Source organism: Micromonospora sp. NPDC050187 (assembly GCF_044459745.1).
Lineage (GTDB): Bacteria > Actinomycetota > Actinomycetes > Mycobacteriales > Micromonosporaceae > Micromonospora.
The window spans coordinates 84,253-100,671 of record NZ_JBITJH010000023.1; the positions used below are offsets into that span (position 1 = coordinate 84,253).

Sequence of the window (16,419 nt, forward strand, 5' to 3'; positions counted from 1 at the left end):
GTCGGTGGTGTCGCATGCCTTACCTCTGATCTTCTCTACCGCCAGGCACGCTGGCGAGGTGATCGGCAGGGTCGACGGGCGCACGGTGGGGGTGGTCGGGGGCGGTGTCGACTGCCGAGTCGGACGACGATCCGGTGATCCGGATCGGGGGGATGGCACCGGCGGCCATCCGGGCGAAGTGCGCGGCACCGAGGCTGGTGGCTTCGGCAATGTCCGGCAGTTCGTAGTCGCCGAGATAACGGCGCTTGATCTCGCGGACCGCGTGGCTGGTCAACCCGCCGCCGGTCATGATGCGTCGGCGGGCCGGGATGCCCGCCACGACGTCGAGCTGGTGGACCAGGTAGGCGGCGCGTTCCTGCACCGCCTCGATGACGGCTCGCCACACCTCGGCCCGGTCCGGTTCGTAGTCGATGTTGGTGAGCTGGGCCTGGTCGAGCCAGACGTTCGAGACGCGGGGTCCGTCGACCCGGGGGACCACGGCGAGCGCCGCCTCGTCCAGCGCCGGCAGCTCGTCGCGCTGGATCCCCATGAGCTTCAGGAACCGTCCCATGCCGATCCCGCTGCGTACGCTGGCCATGGCCTGCAGCCGTCCGGGGAACACGTCCCGGCCGACGGAGAGTTCGCGGTTCACCGCATCCACCAGGTTGAGCGCGTTCCACGGGCGCTCGGGCAGGTGCCGGATGATCGCCTCGCCGGTGCCACACGAGTCGACGAGGTCGGCGTCGTCGAGGGCGCCGAGCCCGACCGCGGCCACGAGGTGGTCGAGGCCGGCGATGGTGACGTGCGCGCCGTGGATCCGGGCCGGCCCGTTCGTCACCCGGCCGATCGAGGTTCCCGCCCCCACCCGGTCGGGCAGCAGGGTCGGTGGCACGCCCGCCCAGATGCTGGTCTCCTCCGACTGGCGGCCGGAGACGACGTCGAGCAGTCCGGTACGGCTGGCCAGCGACTCCTCACCGGCGATCGTCCCGGTCAGCCGGAACGCGAGCCACTCCTGGATGCTGACCCACCGGACCCAGCGCGACAGCGGGGTGTACCGCTCGGCCAGCCAGGCGAACTTGAACAGCGACGGCTTGAGGTTCACGGGTAGGCCGCTGCTGCCGGTGAACGCCTCCAGGCCGAGTGAGACGGCGAGCCGGTCGAGCTGGTCGGCGCCGTGCAGGTCGTACCAGGGCAGGCCGGGCGCCAGGACCTCGCCCCGCGCGCCCAGCGGCACGCCGGTCTCGCCGAACCCGGTGAGGCCGATGCCGACCACCCGGCGGGCCGGGTGGTCGTCGAGCATCGTCTCGAGGTGCTGGAACACCTCGTCGAGCAGCCGGTCCGGGGTGAGGATCGTGACGCCCGCCGTGCGCTCCCAGGGGGTGGCCCGGGAACTCAGCGCGACGGTGTTCCCGTCGACGTCCACGATCTGGATCTTCGTGTACGTCGTGCCGACGTCGACGCCGAGATAGACCTCGTCGGCCGCTCTGGTCACGGGAGGTCCCCGGTCCTGCCCTCGAAGGCGTCCACGTACGACACGAACCGGCCGGCGATCTCCGCGCGGGCCTGCTCCGGGTCGAGCCGGCCGGCCATCAGACCCTCCAGGCTCGGCGCCCACGTGCTGCGGCCGATCGCGAAGCCGGTGAAGCCGTCGGCCTGGCCGGCCGCGTGCAGCCAGCGCAGGATCTGCGCGTCGTCGGCGCCCCGGCCGAGAACGATGCACTCGACGTCGTCGCGGCCGTCCGCCCGTGCCTGCGCGGCGACCGCCTGGTAGTGGTCGACGGTGGTGAGGCCCTCGACCTTCCAGATGTCCGCTTCGATGCCGGCCTGCTGGTAGGCACGGATGGTGTCCACCATGATCTGCGGGCGCAGCTCGGTGTCGAACCGCTCCCGGTCGTCGCCGACCTGCGCCAACTGCGCGGCGGAGGGGAGCACGAGCAGCTCCAGCATCAGCCGTTGGCGTCGCGGGGACACCCACTCCGAGAGCTGCCGGAGCCGGGACATCGAGACGGCCAGGAGGTCGGCCGGCAGCGTCTCGTCGGCGATGGCGAGCACCTTCACGTGGTCCGGGTCGAACGCCTCGATGTGTACGTCGAACTGGTCGCCGTACTCGAGTTCGAAGACCCGTTGCAGGCTGCGCTCGGCCGGCATGGCCAGCAGGAGGCCCGCTCCGGCGACCTCCCGGGCGACGTCGGCGCCGTACTCCTCGTCGACGAGGACGCCGAGGGTCGACCGTTGCAGCCCGCGTGCCTCGATCGCCAGCGGCAACGACTCCCAGATGACGCGCTTGAGCGCGGAGTAGTCGACCGGCCGCCCCTGGTAGGTGCCCCCGTGCTCGCCGAACATCTTCGTCAGCGAGGCGCGGTGGTCGAAGGCAAGCATGTACAACGTGCTCATCGGGTAGCTCCGATTCTCAGGGGGTGGCCGCCACGGCGACGGTCTTGACGCGGGTGTAGAAGGCGAGTCCGTCCAGGCCGTGCTCCTTGAACGCGGAACCGGACTCCTTGAAACCGCCGAACGCCTGGTGCACGTCCCAGCCGCTGGGGGCGAGGTTGACGACGACCTGGCCGGTCTCCATACCGCGGACGAACGCCTCCGCCGCGGCCAGGTTGTTCGTGAAGATGCCCGACGCCAGGCCGTATGTCGTGTCGTTGGCGATGCCGATCGCTTCGTCCAGGTCGTCGAACGGCATGACCGCGACGACCGGGCCGAACACCTCGTCGGTCCAGATCCGCATGTCGGCGCTGACACCCGTGATGACCGTCGGCCTGACGAAGCAGCCACGGGCCGCCGCGCCGTCGATGAGTCGCTCTCCGCCGGCGGCGACGAACGCGCCCTGCTCGCGGGCGATGTCGATCATGGTGAGCACCTTGTCGAGCTGGCGCTGGTTCACCACCGGGCCCATGGTCGTCGCCGCGTCGGCGGCCGGTCCGACGGCGACCGTCCCGGCTCGCGCGACGATCTGCTCCACGACCTCGTCGTAGCGGTCCCGGTGGACGAGGAGACGGCTCACCGCGGTGCACCGCTGACCGGTCTGGCCGAAGATCGACGGCAGCAGCACCTCGAGCGCCCGGGTGACGTCGGCGTCATCCATGATCACCGCCGCGTTCTTGCCGCCCATCTCCGTCTGCAGCCGGGTGCCGGTGCCCGCGATCGCCTGGCCGAGGTGGCGGCCGGTCGCGGTGGAGCCGGTGAAGGTGATCCCCGCGATCCGGGGGTCGCGGACCAGGGTGTCGCCGATCTCCGCCACGTCGCCGGTGACCGTGTTGAAGGTTCCGGCGGGCAGTCCGGCGTCCTGCATCACCTGGGCGAGGAGCAACGCCACGGCGGGCGTGTCCGGGCTGGGCTTGAGCACCACGGTGTTGCCCCGGATCAGCGCGGGCGCGGCCTTGCGGACCGGCACCATCAGCGGGTCGTTCCACGGAGTGATGGCGAGGACGACACCAATGGGCTCGTGTCGGGTCGTGGTCACGACACCGGGGCGGCGGTCCGGCACGACGTCACCGTGCGGGAGACGACCGACGCCGGCGAAGAACTCCACCAGTTCGGCACTGCGCTCGACCTCGATCGTCGCTTCGGCGGTGGTCTTGCCCATCTCGCGGCAGATCGTGTCCCGGAACTGGTCGGCTCTCTCCCGGATGAGCGCGGCGACGGCGAACAGGTGCTTGCCCCGTAGCACGCTCGGCGTGTCCCGCCAGGCCGGCAACGCTGCGGCGGCGGCGTCGACGGCCGACCGGGCCTCGTCCGCGGACATCCGGGGCACGACCGCGACGACGTCGGAGGAGTCCGCCGGGTTCGTCGACACGTCCGTGCCGGCCGCGCCGTCGACGTACGTCCCGTTCACGAGATTGCGCAGGGTCAGGGTGCTGGTGGTCACGGTGGCCTTCCCGGTGCTGGTGTCGCTCATTTCTCCACGACCTCCCACGGGCCGACCAGGTAGCGGTCGAGGGCCTCCTCGGAAAAGCCGAACCCCAGCCCTGGCGTCTGGTGCAGTCGGATGACACCGCCGGCGACGTCGAGCTGACGATCGAGCAGCGCGCCGATGTTGTGGATGTCGTTACCGACGAAGTACTCGACGAAGGTCGCGGCCGGAAACGCGCCCACCATCGGCGCGTGCAGGTCGTGGAACCAGTGCGGGGCGAGCGACGCCCCGTAGGCGCTGGCCAGGTCGGCGATCTTCCGCAATTCGCTCAGGCCACCGCAGACGGCCGCGTCGCACTGGAGGATCACCGCGGCCCCGGCGTCCAGAAGGCTCTTCGCCCGCCAGCGTCCGGCCTCGATCTCGCCGGTGGCGACGGTGATCGGCGTCGCCTTCGCCAGCCGCGCGTGGTTCTCGATGTCGTCGGGCCCGAACGGCTCCTCGATGAAGTAGGGGTCGAACTCCTCCCAGCGACGCAGCGCGCGGACGGCACTCGGCAGGTCACTCCACGCGTTGTTGGCGTCGAGCATCAGCACTCCCTCGGGGCCGACGACCTCTCGTGCCGCGGCGATCCGAGCCCGGTCCTCCTCGACGCCGACCCGCCCGACCTTGATCTTGAAGGCGGAGAAACCGAGGTCCTGGTAGCCCTGAAGCTCCGCCGCGAGCCCGTCGACACCCTTTCCGTCGAGGTAGTAGCCGCCGGAGGCGTATGCCGGGACTTCGTCGGAGTGGCCACCCAGGTACTTGTGCAGAGGCATGGCGGCAGCGCGGGCGCTGCGGTCCCACAGCGCGATGTCGAGGGCGGACAGGCCACGGACGACCGAACCCACCCGACCGTGGAGCAGGGCCTCCTGGTACATCGCCTGCCAGGCACCCTCGATGAGGTCGGCGTCCCGGCCCAACAGGACGGGGGCCAGCAGGTCGCGCACCGCCAGCGTGGCGATGTTGGCCCCGCTGTGTCCGGGGTAACAGAACCCGATTCCGGTCACGCCGTCGTCGGCGGTGATCCGGACGAGCGTGTACTCACGATTGGTGATCGTCCGTCGCGCGATGCCCGTGACCCGTGGTAGGGGCACGACGGCGGTGGCGACCTCGATCCGGGTGATGACTGGCATGCAGATTGGTCCTCGTCGGCTCTGCGAGCGCCTTGCCGCGCTCGTCGATCGCGGCCAACGTAAGACGGGCCTGGCCAGGCCGAATAGCAATCGCCAGTAACATTGATTTCCTCTATAGGAAATCCTGATGAAACAACCGCACAGGAGGACACGGGTGGAAACTCGCTGGCTGGAGACCTTCGTAGCGGTGGCGGACCGGCGCGGGTTCGCCGCGGCCGCCGCGGAGCTGGGCGTGTCCCAGCCCACCGTGAGCGCCCAGATCGCCGCGCTCGAGAAGGAGTTCGGCGTGGCGCTCTTCGACCGCGGCCGTCGTCCCATCGGCCTCACCGACCGGGGTCGCGCGCTGCTGGTCCACGCCCATGCGATCCTCGGGGAGATCGAGTCGGCCCGAGGCAACGTCAGCGAGTCGGTCGGGCGCAGGCGGGGGGAGGTGCGCCTGGGCACCTACCCGAGCGCGACGGCCGGCTACGTCCCCGAGCTGCTGAAAGCCTTCCGGGCGGTGTATCCGATGATCCGGGTCCGGCTGGTCGAGCTGGGCGGCGCCCACCTCCACGACGCGGCGATCCAGGGCGACGTCCAGCTGTTCCTCCGCCAAACGACGCCGCCACTGTCGGACACGGTCTTTCGCAGCCACCCGATGTGGCGGGAGAAGTTCAAGGTGGTCACGCCCGCGCACCACCCACTGGCCAGATCTGCTGAGCCGCTGGCCCCCGCCCAGCTCCTCAAGCATCCGCTCATCATGACCGGCCGGTACGACACGGACGGCCTCCAGACCCACCCTCTCTGGTTCTCGCTCCGGCAGCCGCCCCCGCTGGTGTACCAGGTGAGCAACCCGCAGTCACTCGTCGCGTTGGTCGGCGCCGGCCTTGGTGTCGGGGTCACCACCCAGCTGGCCATGGACGTGTCCCGCACCGACAACCTGCATGTCCGCGACGTCGATCATCCCGACGCCGTTCGGGACGTCCGGGTGTGGTGGCCACGGCAACGCCGTCTGTCGCTCCCGGCTCAGACACTGCTGCAGTTCATGACCGAGACCGCCGGCGTCCCGTACAACACCATCGACGCGCGCAAGGAACCACGACCCGCATGATTCGGCCGGTGTCGCAGATCATGCGCTCGCCCCCGCCACGTACTGCAGACCAATCGAGGACTCAGGACACTAGGACGGGACGTCGAGGCGGGTGCCGAGAGCCGCGAGCGCGGCGCGCACCCCGGCGGGGATCGCGTACCCGGGGTCCGGGGCGAAGTGCGGCGTGTGGTTCGACGGCATGTCGCCGGGTTCCCGGCCGGGCCGGTAGGCGCCGAACATCCAGAAGACGAGCGGGACGCCGATCGCGTCGGCGAGCCAACCCACGTCCTCGCTGCCGGTCGCCCGCAGGTCGCGCGCGACGTTGTCCGACCCGAAGACGGCATCGAGGGCCGCCGCCACCTCGCCGGTCTGCGCCGGCGCGTTGAAGCACCGGGGGAATCGGCTGATCTCCTCGATCCTCGGCGTGGGCGCGCCGCTCGCGGTCGCCTCGGCGGCGATCATGCGCTGCACAGCGGAGAGTACGGTCTCCCGGGTCCGGGCGTCCGGCGTGCGGATGTTGAGCGAGAGGGTCGCCTCGTCGGGAATGATGTTCTCCTTGGTGCCGGCATGGAAGGTGCCGACGGTGAGCACGGCCGGGGAGCCGGGTTCCACCTGCCGGGAGACGACGGTCTGCAGGCGGGTGACGAGGTGGGCACCGAGCACGATCGGGTCGATGGACTCGTGCGGGCGGGCCCCGTGCGCGCCGCGTCCGCGCAGTCGCACGCGCCACGAGTCGCCGAGGTTCATGACGTTCCCGACGCCGATCCGCACCTGGTCGCTCGGCAGGGATGTCACGTGCTGCGCCAGCACCGCCTCGGGACGCGGGGCCTTCTCCCACAGCCCGTCCTCGACCATCGCCGCCGCCCCTGCGGCCGTCTCCTCGGCCGGCTGGAAGATCCAGACGACGGTGCCGGCCCAGGCGGCCCGGTTCTCGGCCAGCACGCCGGCGGCGGCGAGCGCGACCGTCATGTGGAGGTCGTGGCCGCAGGCGTGCATCACCCCGGACACCGATCCGTCCGGCAGTCGCCCCTGGTCGGTGCTCGCGTAGGGCACGCCCGATTCCTCCCGGATCGGCAGCCCGTCGAGGTCCGCGCGGTAGGCCACGACCGGCCCCTCCCCGTTGCGCAGGAGCCCGACGACGCCCGTACCGCCGCACCGGAACGTCTCGATGCCCAGGTCGGCGAGTCGCGCCTCGACGAACTCGGCGGTCCGGTGCTCCTGTCCGGACAGTTCGGGATGGGCATGCAGGCGGTGGTAGACCGACAGCGACGCCGCCAGCCGGCTCCCGTCCCAGAGCCGGCTCAGGCGGGCACCGGTGGGACCCGCCGCCCGCGCCGACCGGTTCACGCCGTCACCGGGGCCGTGGCCTCGAAGTCCTGCGCCAGCCGGTCGAGGGTGGCCGTGACGCTCGCGTCGATCTCGAGTTCGGCGCCCGCGACGACGTCGTCCAGATGCGACTCGCGCCGGATGCCGCAGATGACGTTGACCGCGTCCGACGACGCGAGGAGGTAGGCGATCGCCAGCGCGCCGGGGGTGGTGCCCAGGGACGAGGCGACGGCGGTCAGTCCCTCGGCCAGGTCCATGGCCGGTCCGAAGCGGTCGCCGAACAGCGGGTCGTCCCGCCGGGAGCCTTCGCGCGCCGGCGGCGCGGACCTGGTGAACGCACCGGTGAGCAGCCCGTTCGCCAGCGGTGAGTAGGCGTGCAGGGACAGCCCCGCCGACGCGCACAGCGGCAGGATGTCGTCGCGCACCTCGCGGGCCAGCAGGCTGTACCTACGCTGCACGATCTCGATCGCGTCGTGCGCCAGGTAGGTCTCGACGTCCTCGGGAGGGCAGTTCGACGCGCCGATCGTGAGGATCTTGCCCTCGTCGCGCAGTGCGAGGAGGGTCGCGATCGTGTCCTCGATCGGCGTCATGAAGGGCGGCATCGCCGGATTGTGGGTGTAGTAGATGTCGATGCGGTCGGTGCCGAGGCGGCGCAGGCTCTCCTCCACCTCGATCCGGATGGTCCGGGGGCTCAGGTTGCGCTTGACCGCGTGCCCGTCCCACGTGAAGCGGTAGCTGCCCTCGTCGTCGCCCCACCACAGCCCACACTTGGTCGCGATGACGACGTCGTCGCGACGACCGCGAACGGCTTCGCCGATCACTCGTTCGCTGTGGCCGAATCCGTAGACCGGCGCGGTGTCGACGACGTTGACACCACGGTCGAGAGCGGCGCGTACGGCGCGGACCGACTCCGCGTCGTCGGCGTCCGGGTAGCGGAATCCGCCGCCGATGCCCATGGCACCGAAGGTGACCACGGACGCCTTCAGCGAGGTCCGGCCGATCGGGCGGTACTTCATGCGATGTTCCTTTCGGACTGACTCGGTTCACGGCCCGGGGGCGGCCGTCAGTCGGGCTGGTGGCGCTGCGAAACCTCACCCGCGTCGCCCGGTCGACGGCCGCCGCTACCCGGCGACGGCACCGTCGGTCGAGGTCAGGTCATGTCGAGGCGGAGGATCCCGCCGACTCCGACGTTCTCGGCGGCATGCTCCTTGATGATGACCACCACCTTGACGGTGTCGCCCCAGTCGGTGGCCTGGACGACGTCGTGGAGCGCCTTCACCATCCGGCGCTTGAGCTCCACGCTCTTGCCGGGCGCCGTGTACAGGAAGAACGTGATCTCGTAGCCGTCCTTCACCGTGCAGTTCTCGGGTGGCAGTGGCGCGAGGTAGACGCTGCGCATGTGCGGGGGCAACTCGAAGGCGGTGTGCGCCGCACGCCCGATGTCGTCGACGAACGTGGGGAGGTCGACCTTGTCGAGCGGGAGGTCGGTCATGCCGACGACGCTGACCATGGGTTCCCCTTTCCTGGGGGTCGTGGTGCGTTTGTTGGTGAGGACTCAGGGCGTCTTCTTGAGGCCCTTGTAGGTGTTCGCGATCCAGGTCTTGTAGTCCGCGGACTGCATGAACTTGGTCGCCTCGTCGAGCCAGGCGGTGTTCTCGTAACCCTCCTTGACGACCCAGAGCGTGCCTCCGTACGTGCCGTAGACCTCCGGCGTCTCCTCGTAGAGGGCCTTGATCGAGGGGTCCTTCATCAGGTGGACGGTGATCGACGGAGCGGTCATCGCGTCCAGGTCGGGGAAGGCCGCGGCCTTGCTGCGCGGGTTGACCTCCACCCAGCGGAGGTTCTTCGGGTTGGCGGTGACGTCGAGGATCGTGGGCGCCTCGACGCCCTTCGCGAGCTCGATGAGGCCGTTGGCGGCGAGAAGCTGGAGTTCACGGGCGCGATTCGCGGAGTCGTTGGCGATGCCGATGCGCGCGCCGTTCGGGAGAGCGTCGGCCGAGTCGTGCTTGCTCGAGACGAACTGCACGGCCGTGGTCTGCAGCCAGGGGCCGTACGTGACGAGCGACGACCCGTTGCTGGCCTGGTAGCTCTTCAGGTAGTTGGCGTTCTGGAAGAAGTTGGCGTCGATGCTGCCGTCCTCGGTGGCCCGGTTCATGGCGATGTTGTCGTCGAACACCTGGATCTTCATCGGGTAGCCCTGCTCGGCCAGATGCTCGGCCACGAAGTTCAGGTCGGGCTCCTCGCGGGCGAGTACGCCTACCGTCACCGTCCTGCCGTCGCCTCCGGCGGCGGAGCCGGACGAGCAGGCCCCGACGGACACGGCCAGGGCGACGACGAGAAGCGGGATGGCTCTCCTGAGGGGATTTCGCATGGGGGTGTTGCCTTTCGTGCTGGGCGGATCATGGGGTTGGGGTTACCGGAGTCTGCGGTAGAGGGCGTTTCCGCCGAGCTGGATGCCGATCACCATGACGACCAGGATCGCGACGGTGCCGTACATGATCTGGTCGTTGAAGTTCTGGTAGCCGTAGGTCAGGGCGACGGCGCCCAGGCCGCCCGCGCCGATCGTGCCGGCCACCGCGGTGAAGCCGAGCAGTGAGATCACGCCGAGCGTCATCTGCGAGACGATCGCCGGCACCGACTCGGTGACGATGACCCGGAAGGTGATCTGCCAGTCGCTCGCGCCGAAGGACCGTGCCGCCTCGACGAGGCTCGGGTTGACCTCCTTGAAGGCGCTTTCGAGGAGCCGCGCGATCAGCGGACTGCCCGCGAAGGTGATGGCGAAGACCGCCGCCCACACGCCGATCGACGTGCCGACCACCAGGCGGGTGAGCGGGATGATCGAGATGGCGAGGATGATGAACGGCACCGACCGCAGCATGCTGATGACGGTGCTCACGATCTCGTGGACCGTCCGGTCGGGTCGGAGCCCGTGCGTGTCGGTCGTGACGAGGACCAGTGCGAGCGTGAACCCCACGAGGGTGCACGTGACGAACGAGCCGAGCAGCATGGTGATGGTGTCCAGCAGCCCGGGCAGGATGATCCGCTCGAAGAGCTCGGAGAACTCGTACTGGTACATCAGATCTCCGTCCAGTCGGCCCCGAGGGCGGTCAGACCGTCGCAGACCGCGCGGAGATCGGCGTCGGCCACGTGCAGCAGGAACGATCCCGAGACGCGGTCCCGGTAGCGGTCGAGCCCGCCCCACGAGATCTCGAACGGCACGCCGGTGCGGATGGCGAGCTGCGACAGCAGACTGGTTCCCGCCGCTTCCCGCTGGACGACCCGGACGAGCGAGGTGCCGGGAGCGACGTCCGGGCGACGCCCCGCGTCGCGAATGAAGTCCCCCAGCAGTTCCGGCTTCTCCAGGAAGAAGTGCTCGACGTCCCCCTCCGCGCGCAGGCGCCCGTCGCTGAGCAGGCCCATCCGGGTGCACACGGACTTCATCACCGCCACCTCGTGGGTCACCACGACGATCGTGAGGCCGAGCTCGCCGTTGATGCGCTTGAGCAGGTCGAGGACCGCCTCGGTGATGTTCGGATCGAGCGCGGAGGTGGCCTCGTCGCACAGCAGGATCGTCGGATCGTTCACCAGGGCCCGCGCGATGGCGACCCGCTGCTTCTGCCCGCCGCTCAACTCCCGGGGCAGCGCCTTGAGCTTCTCACCGAGTCCGACGAGGTCGAGGAGATCACGCACCTTCCGGTCGGCCGCTGATCTGCGTACGCCCTGGCACTTGAGGGGGAAGTACACGTTGTCGTAGACGTTCCTGCGTTCCATCAGGGAGAACTGCTGGAACACCATGCCGATCCGGCGGCGGAACCCGGGCAGGTCCCGGTCGGCGATGGCGCGCACGTCCGTGCCGTCGACGACGAGGCTGCCGCTGTCGATCTCCTCGAGCCGGTTGATGCACCGCAGTAGCGTGGACTTCCCGGCGCCACTCACGCCGACCAGACCAAAGATCTCCCGCTGGTCGATGTGCAGGTTTATCTCGTCGAGCACGACGTGATCGCCGTAGGACTTTCTCAGGTCACGGAACTCGATCACCCTCGCCGCCTTTCCTTCCCACGCTCGTTTCAACTTCGACACAATTCGGAAAAAGGGCAGACGACAGCGCGCCGGTGTGGCGACCGGCCCCTGGTGGAACCCCGTGCGGCGGCCCGTCGCTGTTCTTGTTCGTCGAGAACGGCGACCGAACGTCAACCGGGACGACGGCGGCTCACGCAATCGCGGAAAGCGCCTGCTCGCGGGTGCCGGATGACCAGCAAGTTCACCATGCCGGAACCATACTAAACCCAGCGACCAAGTAGGGTATGCCTGTGACCCGGTTCATAGACTTTCGTCCACTATGGACGCCTTGCCCCGCCCGCCCCGTCATCGCGCTCATCGGCGCAGGCCCCCGGGGGGTGTCGCTGCTCGAACGGATCGGTGCGAATCTCGCGGACTTCCCCGATGTCGACCACCTCGACATACATGTCATCGACGACACCGAACTCGGGGCGGGCCGCATCTGGCGTACCGACCAGACGCGTCAGATGTGCATGAACACCCTCGCAGGGGCCGTGACGCTCTTCACCGACGACAGCGTGACGATGGTCGGCCCGGTCGTAGCCGGGCCCACGTTGTTCGAGTGGTGCCGGCTCGCACTCGAGGCCGCGCACGCGTCACCGTCGTCGGCGATCCAGGTGGCGGACATCGATCCGGCCCACCGCGCCGCGTTCGCCTCCACCGCCGTGCGGCCGGGCTTCGTCGACGACTACCGCGACGAGCTGGAGGCGATCACGGTCGCCTCCCATCCGAGTCGACCACTCTATGGCGAGTACATCCGCTGGTGCTTCGAGCGGGCACTCCACACCATGCCGGAACGCGTGACGGTTGCCACCCACCTGGCGCGAGCCGTCGGCGTACGCGAGGACAGCGGGCGCCAGCTCGTCGAACTCAGCACCGGTGCAGTGCTCGCGTGCGACGCCGTCGTGGCCGCGACCGGGTGGATGCCGCGCGCCCACACCGACCAGGAGCGCGGTTTCCTGGCGGCGCTGGCCAGGCATCCCGAGATGACGTGGGTACGCCCCGACAACCCGATCGACCAGGCTCTCGGGAATGTTCCGGACGGGGCGACCGCGATCGTACGCGGGCTCGGGATGGGCTTCTTCGACGCGATGACGCTGCTGACCATCGGCCGTGGTGGGCGGTTCGTCGACGACTCGCGGACGCGGGCGGGCGTGCGCTACGAACCGTCGGGACGCGAACCGACGATGTACGTCACCTCCCGCCGGGGCGTCCCGTACCGGGCGAAGTCGCCCTACGGCTCACTGCCGCCCTCGGCGCCGCAGCGTCACCTGCGGTCGGTCGACTGGTCCACGGTCCCGCGCCCCATCGACTTCGACCGCCAGCTGTGGCCGCTCATCGTCAAGGACGCGTTCGTCGACTACTACGAGACGCTTCACCGCGTACGCCCCGAAGCGTTCGCTGCCCCACTGGCCACGGTCCTCGCCGCGATCGACACCACCGAAGGCCGGCCGTCGGCACTCGACGCCGCGATAGCGCCACACGTCCCGGACGCCACAGACCGCTTCGACCTGCCGGCGGCGATGTCGCCGGTCCGCGGAACGTTTCCCGACCCCGGGACGTTCACCGCCTGGGTCGCCGACTACATGACCGACGACCTCGCCGAGTCGGCGAAGGGGCGGGACAGCGCCGTCAAGGCCGGACTGTGGTCGATCAGCGCGGCGCGACAGCCGGCGAACGTCATCGGCACGTTCGGCGGCTTCGACGCCGAGTCGCGCGCGAGCGGCTTCCGGACCCTGCAGGCGTTCGGCGGCATGGTCGGCAGCGGCCCACCGGCCTTTCGCAGCCGGCAGCTGCTGGCCCTCGTGGACGCCGGTCTCGTCAGGTTCATCGGCCCTGCGGCGCACGTCGTCGCCGACGACGAGGTCGGCCTCTTCCGCGCCGAATCGCCTGCCGTCGCCGGTTCCGCCGTCACCAGTCCCGTGCTCATCGACGCGTGGATGCACGCGCACGACGTCAGGGCCAGCGCCGACCCCCTGACCCACTCGCTCGCGGCGGCAGGCCGCATGCGTCCGTTCAGCGTCCGGGGACGGGACGGACGCCCGCACCGCACCGGCGGATTCGATGTCGACCCCGGGACGGGGCTACTGGTCCGTCCCGACGGCACGCGGGACACCGCGTTCCACGTCGCCGGCATCCCCCTCGACGAGGTCATGGGCGACACGATCATCAGCCCGATGCCGCGCACCGATCCCACGATGCTGCGGGAGACCGACCGCGTGGCCCGTAGCGCCCTGCGGGTGGCGGCCGATGTCGCCACCGCCGTCCCCACGTCGAGGGGGAGCCGCATCTCGCCCACCTGGACATCCAGGAACGCGACTACCTCGGCGGAATGCTCCGCGACTCAGCAGGGATCGATGTAATAGATGGGGTCCCAGTCGATGCGCACCGGAGCAGAATTCGGGTTGACAGTTACCTCGATGACCCGATTCTGATTGAGCAGTTGGGCTCTGGCGTTGCCGGTCTGGGCGTTCTTGGCAGAACCGTCGCCGATGAAGTTGGTGAGAGAACGTTCGGTGCAGTAGTAGAGGTAATAAACGGTGTGCAGACCGTTACCCTCGCCGGCCGCAACGCACAGACGCCCGCTCGGGCAGAGGTTGACGAGGAGATTCCGTTCGTCCGTGTCCACATGCGGGAACCGCTTCTCGAGGTCGGTGAAGAACGGACTGATCACCGGCGTCCAGGCCGTCGCGACAACGTCGGCCGTACTCGGTGCCCCCTCGCGCGTTGCCCCCGAGGCCTGTGCCGCCGGAGTGGCCATCGAGAACACCGAGACCAGCACGACCAGTGCAGCGACAGTGGCCAGCATCCGGGGACGCCCCCGCCGCGTTCTGCCTGTGTGTCCCCCGGCAAGACTTCTCCATGGTTGTGGCATGTGAGCTCCGCTCCTCTCAGGACTTGGCGTGGTGCCGGCAGGTCGGCACATACGGCGCGCCCACCGTCCGCTCCCAAGAGGATGCGCGCCGTAGCCGGCGTTGTCCTTACGGCTGCGTGCACAGTTGTTCAGTCTGCGTGCACTGTCGGTCTGGGGGCGGCGGAGCTGGTGCAGGGAGAGGCCGTAGGCGCGACCAGCCGCTCTGGCACTTCGGCCGACACCCGCGGCACGGGTGACCGTGCGGGGTCCCGGCAGATCCCGCAGGCCGGCAGATCCGGGCCTCGTCCGCACTGCCCGGTTCGACGCACGACCGCGCCGACACCTCCGCCGTCCACGGCATCCGACCCGGCATGATCAGACCAAAGACACAAAGGGACAACGCCGGGGCCGTGGGTCTTGAAGTCGGCGCCGTCCTGCCGTAAAAATTCTTCGGTGACTTTCGATTAACTGAAGACTAGCGACAGGCTCCCCCGCCCCTCGCGCGGTGGCCGTCATCCCCCACACCCGGCGGCCGCCCGCACCGATTCGAGGAGAGAGCATGAACAGGCGTGACATCCTGCGGCGCAGCGCCGCCGCCGGCCTGCTGGCCACCCCCGCCGCCGGCCTGCTCGCCGGCTGCGCCACCTCCGGCGGTGGCGACAAGGGCGGCACCGAGGTGTACAAGGGCACCAAGAGCGAGCAGAACCCGCTGGGCGTCAAGGAGGACGCCCCGCTGGAGGTCGTGATCTTCAACGGTGGGTTCGGCGAGGACTACGCCAAGGCCCACGAAGCCATGTACACCGAGCGGTACCCCAAGGCGACGATCAAGCACACGGCCACCCAGGAGATCAGCAAGACGCTCCAGCCGCGCTTCGTCGACGGCACCCCGCCCGACGTGGTCAACAACTCCGGCGCAGGCCAGATCGACTTCAACGGCCTGGTCTCCCAGAACGCCCTCGCCGATCTCGGCGAGCTGCTCTCGGCCCCGAGCCTCGACATCCCCGGCAAGACCGTCCAGGAGACGCTGCTGCCGGGCGCGGTGGAGGTCGGCTCGTACGACGGCCGGTTCCTGGTGATGAACTACACCTACACCGTCTACGGCATCTGGCACTCCACCAAACTCTTCGCCGACCGTGGCTGGGAGTATGCGAAGACCTGGGACGACCACATCGCCCTGTGCAAGAAGATCAAGGCCGCGGGCATCGCCCCCTGGACGTACGCGGGCAAGCACCCCCGCTACATGAGCTGGCCGGTGATCTCCACGGCGATCAAGTTCGGCGGCCCCTCCGTGGCCACCGCGATCGACAACCTGGAGCCGGGCGCCTGGAAGTCCGACGCGATGAAGGCCGCCGCCGACGCCTGGCACCAGATCGTCAAGGACAAGTACATCCTCGACGGCTCGCCGGGGCTGGACCACGTCCAGTCGCAGACCGCGTGGTGCCAGGGCAAGGCCGCGTTCATCTCCTGCGGCTCCTGGCTGGAGAGCGAGCAGAAGTCGGTCACCCCGCCCGGGTTCGACATGACCGTGGCGCCGACCCCGAGCCTCGGCAGCGGCGACAAGCTGCCCTTCGAGGCGATCCGCGGCACCGCCGGCGAGCCGTTCATGGTGCCGGCGAAGGCCAAGAACGTCGCGGGCGGCCTCGACTACTTCCGGACCATGCTGTCGAAGAAGGGCGCCCAGGACTTCACGAAGAAGGTCTCCAGCCTGACCGTGGTGGCCGGGGCCACCGAGGGCGTGGAGCTGCCGTTCGGTCTCACCACCGTGGTCAAGGCGCTGGAGACCTCCGGAGCCAACGGCTTCAACTGGGTCTACAACAACTACTACCGGAAGTTGGAGCGCAACCTGGTCGACGCCGCGTGCGGCGAGTTCTTCAGTGGGCGCATCGGCCCGGCGGAGTTCCTGGACCAGTGCCAGAAGGGCGCCGACTCGATCGCCCAGGACAGCTCGATCAAGAAGTACAAGCGGGCGGCGTGACACCTGCGGCCGGGGGGGGGCCCCCCCCCCCCCCCCCCCGGCGGGGAGGATGGCCGTGTTGAACACCGCCAATTACCCCGGATAGTCACCCTACAGGTGGCCCCCCGGGTTCTGTTACTGGTCGTA

The 16,419-nt window shown here is 69.5% G+C and carries 14 protein-coding genes; 3 read left to right on the forward strand and 11 right to left on the reverse strand.

Annotated features, from left to right (window positions below):
* Positions 1 to 19 precede the first annotated feature (19 nt).
* The 4 genes from ACIBJE_RS27005 to ACIBJE_RS27020 are packed head-to-tail and all read right to left on the reverse strand — an operon-like array spanning position 20 to position 5,010.
* Positions 20 to 1,471 (reverse strand): L-fuculokinase, encoded by a 1,452-nt coding sequence (locus tag ACIBJE_RS27005; protein ID WP_396753043.1) that lies wholly within the window; start codon positions 1,469 to 1,471, stop codon positions 20 to 22.
* A complete protein-coding gene (locus ACIBJE_RS27010; RefSeq protein ID WP_396753045.1) occupies positions 1,468 to 2,373 on the reverse strand; it encodes a 2-deoxy-5-keto-D-gluconate 6-phosphate aldolase domain-containing protein in 906 nt (301 codons plus the stop codon). The genes ACIBJE_RS27005 and ACIBJE_RS27010 overlap by 4 nt, the downstream gene beginning before the upstream one ends.
* Positions 2,374 to 2,389: 16 nt before the next feature.
* On the reverse strand, positions 2,390 to 3,883 hold the full coding sequence (locus ACIBJE_RS27015) for an aldehyde dehydrogenase family protein (protein WP_396753047.1): 1,494 nt from the start codon (positions 3,881 to 3,883) through the stop codon (positions 2,390 to 2,392).
* Positions 3,880 to 5,010: a mandelate racemase/muconate lactonizing enzyme family protein gene (locus ACIBJE_RS27020; protein WP_396753049.1), complete on the reverse strand. Its 1,131-nt coding sequence runs from the start codon at positions 5,008 to 5,010 to the stop codon at positions 3,880 to 3,882. Before ACIBJE_RS27020 ends, ACIBJE_RS27015 begins: the two co-directional genes overlap by 4 nt.
* Before the next feature lie 154 nt (positions 5,011 to 5,164).
* Here ACIBJE_RS27020 and ACIBJE_RS27025 point away from each other — a divergent pair, with 154 nt between their 5' ends.
* On the forward strand, positions 5,165 to 6,100 hold the full coding sequence (locus ACIBJE_RS27025) for a LysR family transcriptional regulator (RefSeq protein WP_396753051.1): 936 nt from the start codon (positions 5,165 to 5,167) through the stop codon (positions 6,098 to 6,100).
* 69 nt (positions 6,101 to 6,169) lie between these two features.
* Here the strand turns inward: ACIBJE_RS27025 and ACIBJE_RS27030 are convergent, their stop codons facing one another.
* From ACIBJE_RS27030 to ACIBJE_RS27055, 6 genes are all read right to left on the reverse strand, one after another.
* Positions 6,170 to 7,426, reverse strand: coding sequence for an amidohydrolase (locus tag ACIBJE_RS27030; RefSeq protein ID WP_396753053.1), 1,257 nt, complete (start codon positions 7,424 to 7,426; stop codon positions 6,170 to 6,172).
* Complete coding sequence (locus ACIBJE_RS27035) at positions 7,423 to 8,421, reverse strand: aldo/keto reductase (RefSeq protein ID WP_396753055.1); 999 nt, start codon at positions 8,419 to 8,421, stop codon at positions 7,423 to 7,425. Before ACIBJE_RS27035 ends, ACIBJE_RS27030 begins: the two co-directional genes overlap by 4 nt.
* Before the next feature lie 134 nt (positions 8,422 to 8,555).
* On the reverse strand, positions 8,556 to 8,897 hold the full coding sequence (locus tag ACIBJE_RS27040) for a tautomerase family protein (RefSeq protein WP_396753057.1): 342 nt from the start codon (positions 8,895 to 8,897) through the stop codon (positions 8,556 to 8,558).
* Between the two features lie 63 nt (positions 8,898 to 8,960).
* The gene (locus tag ACIBJE_RS27045; protein ID WP_396753059.1) at positions 8,961 to 9,776 is read right to left on the reverse strand and encodes a MetQ/NlpA family ABC transporter substrate-binding protein; all 816 of its coding nucleotides are present in this window, start codon (positions 9,774 to 9,776) and stop codon (positions 8,961 to 8,963) included.
* Between the two features lie 42 nt (positions 9,777 to 9,818).
* Complete coding sequence (locus ACIBJE_RS27050) at positions 9,819 to 10,481, reverse strand: methionine ABC transporter permease (protein WP_396753061.1); 663 nt, start codon at positions 10,479 to 10,481, stop codon at positions 9,819 to 9,821.
* On the reverse strand, positions 10,481 to 11,443 hold the full coding sequence (locus ACIBJE_RS27055; RefSeq protein WP_396753064.1) for a methionine ABC transporter ATP-binding protein: 963 nt from the start codon (positions 11,441 to 11,443) through the stop codon (positions 10,481 to 10,483). Before ACIBJE_RS27055 ends, ACIBJE_RS27050 begins: the two co-directional genes overlap by 1 nt.
* Before the next feature lie 266 nt (positions 11,444 to 11,709).
* Between ACIBJE_RS27055 and ACIBJE_RS27060 the strand changes: the two genes are divergently transcribed.
* Positions 11,710 to 13,827 carry an FAD/NAD(P)-binding protein gene (locus tag ACIBJE_RS27060; RefSeq protein WP_396753066.1) on the forward strand — a complete coding sequence of 706 codons (2,118 nt, stop codon included), beginning with the start codon at positions 11,710 to 11,712 and terminating at the stop codon, positions 13,825 to 13,827.
* Here the strand turns inward: ACIBJE_RS27060 and ACIBJE_RS27065 are convergent.
* Positions 13,809 to 14,273 (reverse strand): hypothetical protein, encoded by a 465-nt coding sequence (locus tag ACIBJE_RS27065; RefSeq protein ID WP_396753068.1) that lies wholly within the window; start codon positions 14,271 to 14,273, stop codon positions 13,809 to 13,811. The genes ACIBJE_RS27060 and ACIBJE_RS27065 overlap by 19 nt on opposite strands.
* A 604-nt stretch (positions 14,274 to 14,877) precedes the next feature.
* On the opposite strand from ACIBJE_RS27065, the gene ngcE reads away from it, so the two are divergent.
* Positions 14,878 to 16,293 (forward strand): N-acetylglucosamine/diacetylchitobiose ABC transporter substrate-binding protein, encoded by a 1,416-nt coding sequence (gene ngcE, locus ACIBJE_RS27070; RefSeq protein WP_396753070.1) that lies wholly within the window; start codon positions 14,878 to 14,880, stop codon positions 16,291 to 16,293.
* Positions 16,294 to 16,419 lie beyond the last annotated feature (126 nt).

What these genes read in the sequence shown, in the direction of transcription:
- ACIBJE_RS27010 (WP_396753045.1), bottom strand. Translation starts at nt 2,373, where the DNA reads ATGAGCACGTTGTACATGCTTGCCTTCGACCACCGCGCCTCGCTGACG.
- ACIBJE_RS27015 (WP_396753047.1), bottom strand. Translation starts at nt 3,883, where the DNA reads ATGAGCGACACCAGCACCGGGAAGGCCACCGTGACCACCAGCACCCTG.
- ACIBJE_RS27060 (WP_396753066.1), top strand. Translation starts at nt 11,710, where the DNA reads ATGCCTGTGACCCGGTTCATAGACTTTCGTCCACTATGGACGCCTTGC.
- ACIBJE_RS27050 (WP_396753061.1), bottom strand. Translation starts at nt 10,481, where the DNA reads ATGTACCAGTACGAGTTCTCCGAGCTCTTCGAGCGGATCATCCTGCCC.
- ACIBJE_RS27045 (WP_396753059.1), bottom strand. Translation starts at nt 9,776, where the DNA reads ATGCGAAATCCCCTCAGGAGAGCCATCCCGCTTCTCGTCGTCGCCCTG.
- ACIBJE_RS27040 (WP_396753057.1), bottom strand. Translation starts at nt 8,897, where the DNA reads ATGACCGACCTCCCGCTCGACAAGGTCGACCTCCCCACGTTCGTCGAC.
- ACIBJE_RS27065 (WP_396753068.1), bottom strand. Translation starts at nt 14,273, where the DNA reads ATGCTGGCCACTGTCGCTGCACTGGTCGTGCTGGTCTCGGTGTTCTCG.
- ACIBJE_RS27035 (WP_396753055.1), bottom strand. Translation starts at nt 8,421, where the DNA reads ATGAAGTACCGCCCGATCGGCCGGACCTCGCTGAAGGCGTCCGTGGTC.
- ngcE (WP_396753070.1), top strand. Translation starts at nt 14,878, where the DNA reads ATGAACAGGCGTGACATCCTGCGGCGCAGCGCCGCCGCCGGCCTGCTG.
- ACIBJE_RS27020 (WP_396753049.1), bottom strand. Translation starts at nt 5,010, where the DNA reads ATGCCAGTCATCACCCGGATCGAGGTCGCCACCGCCGTCGTGCCCCTA.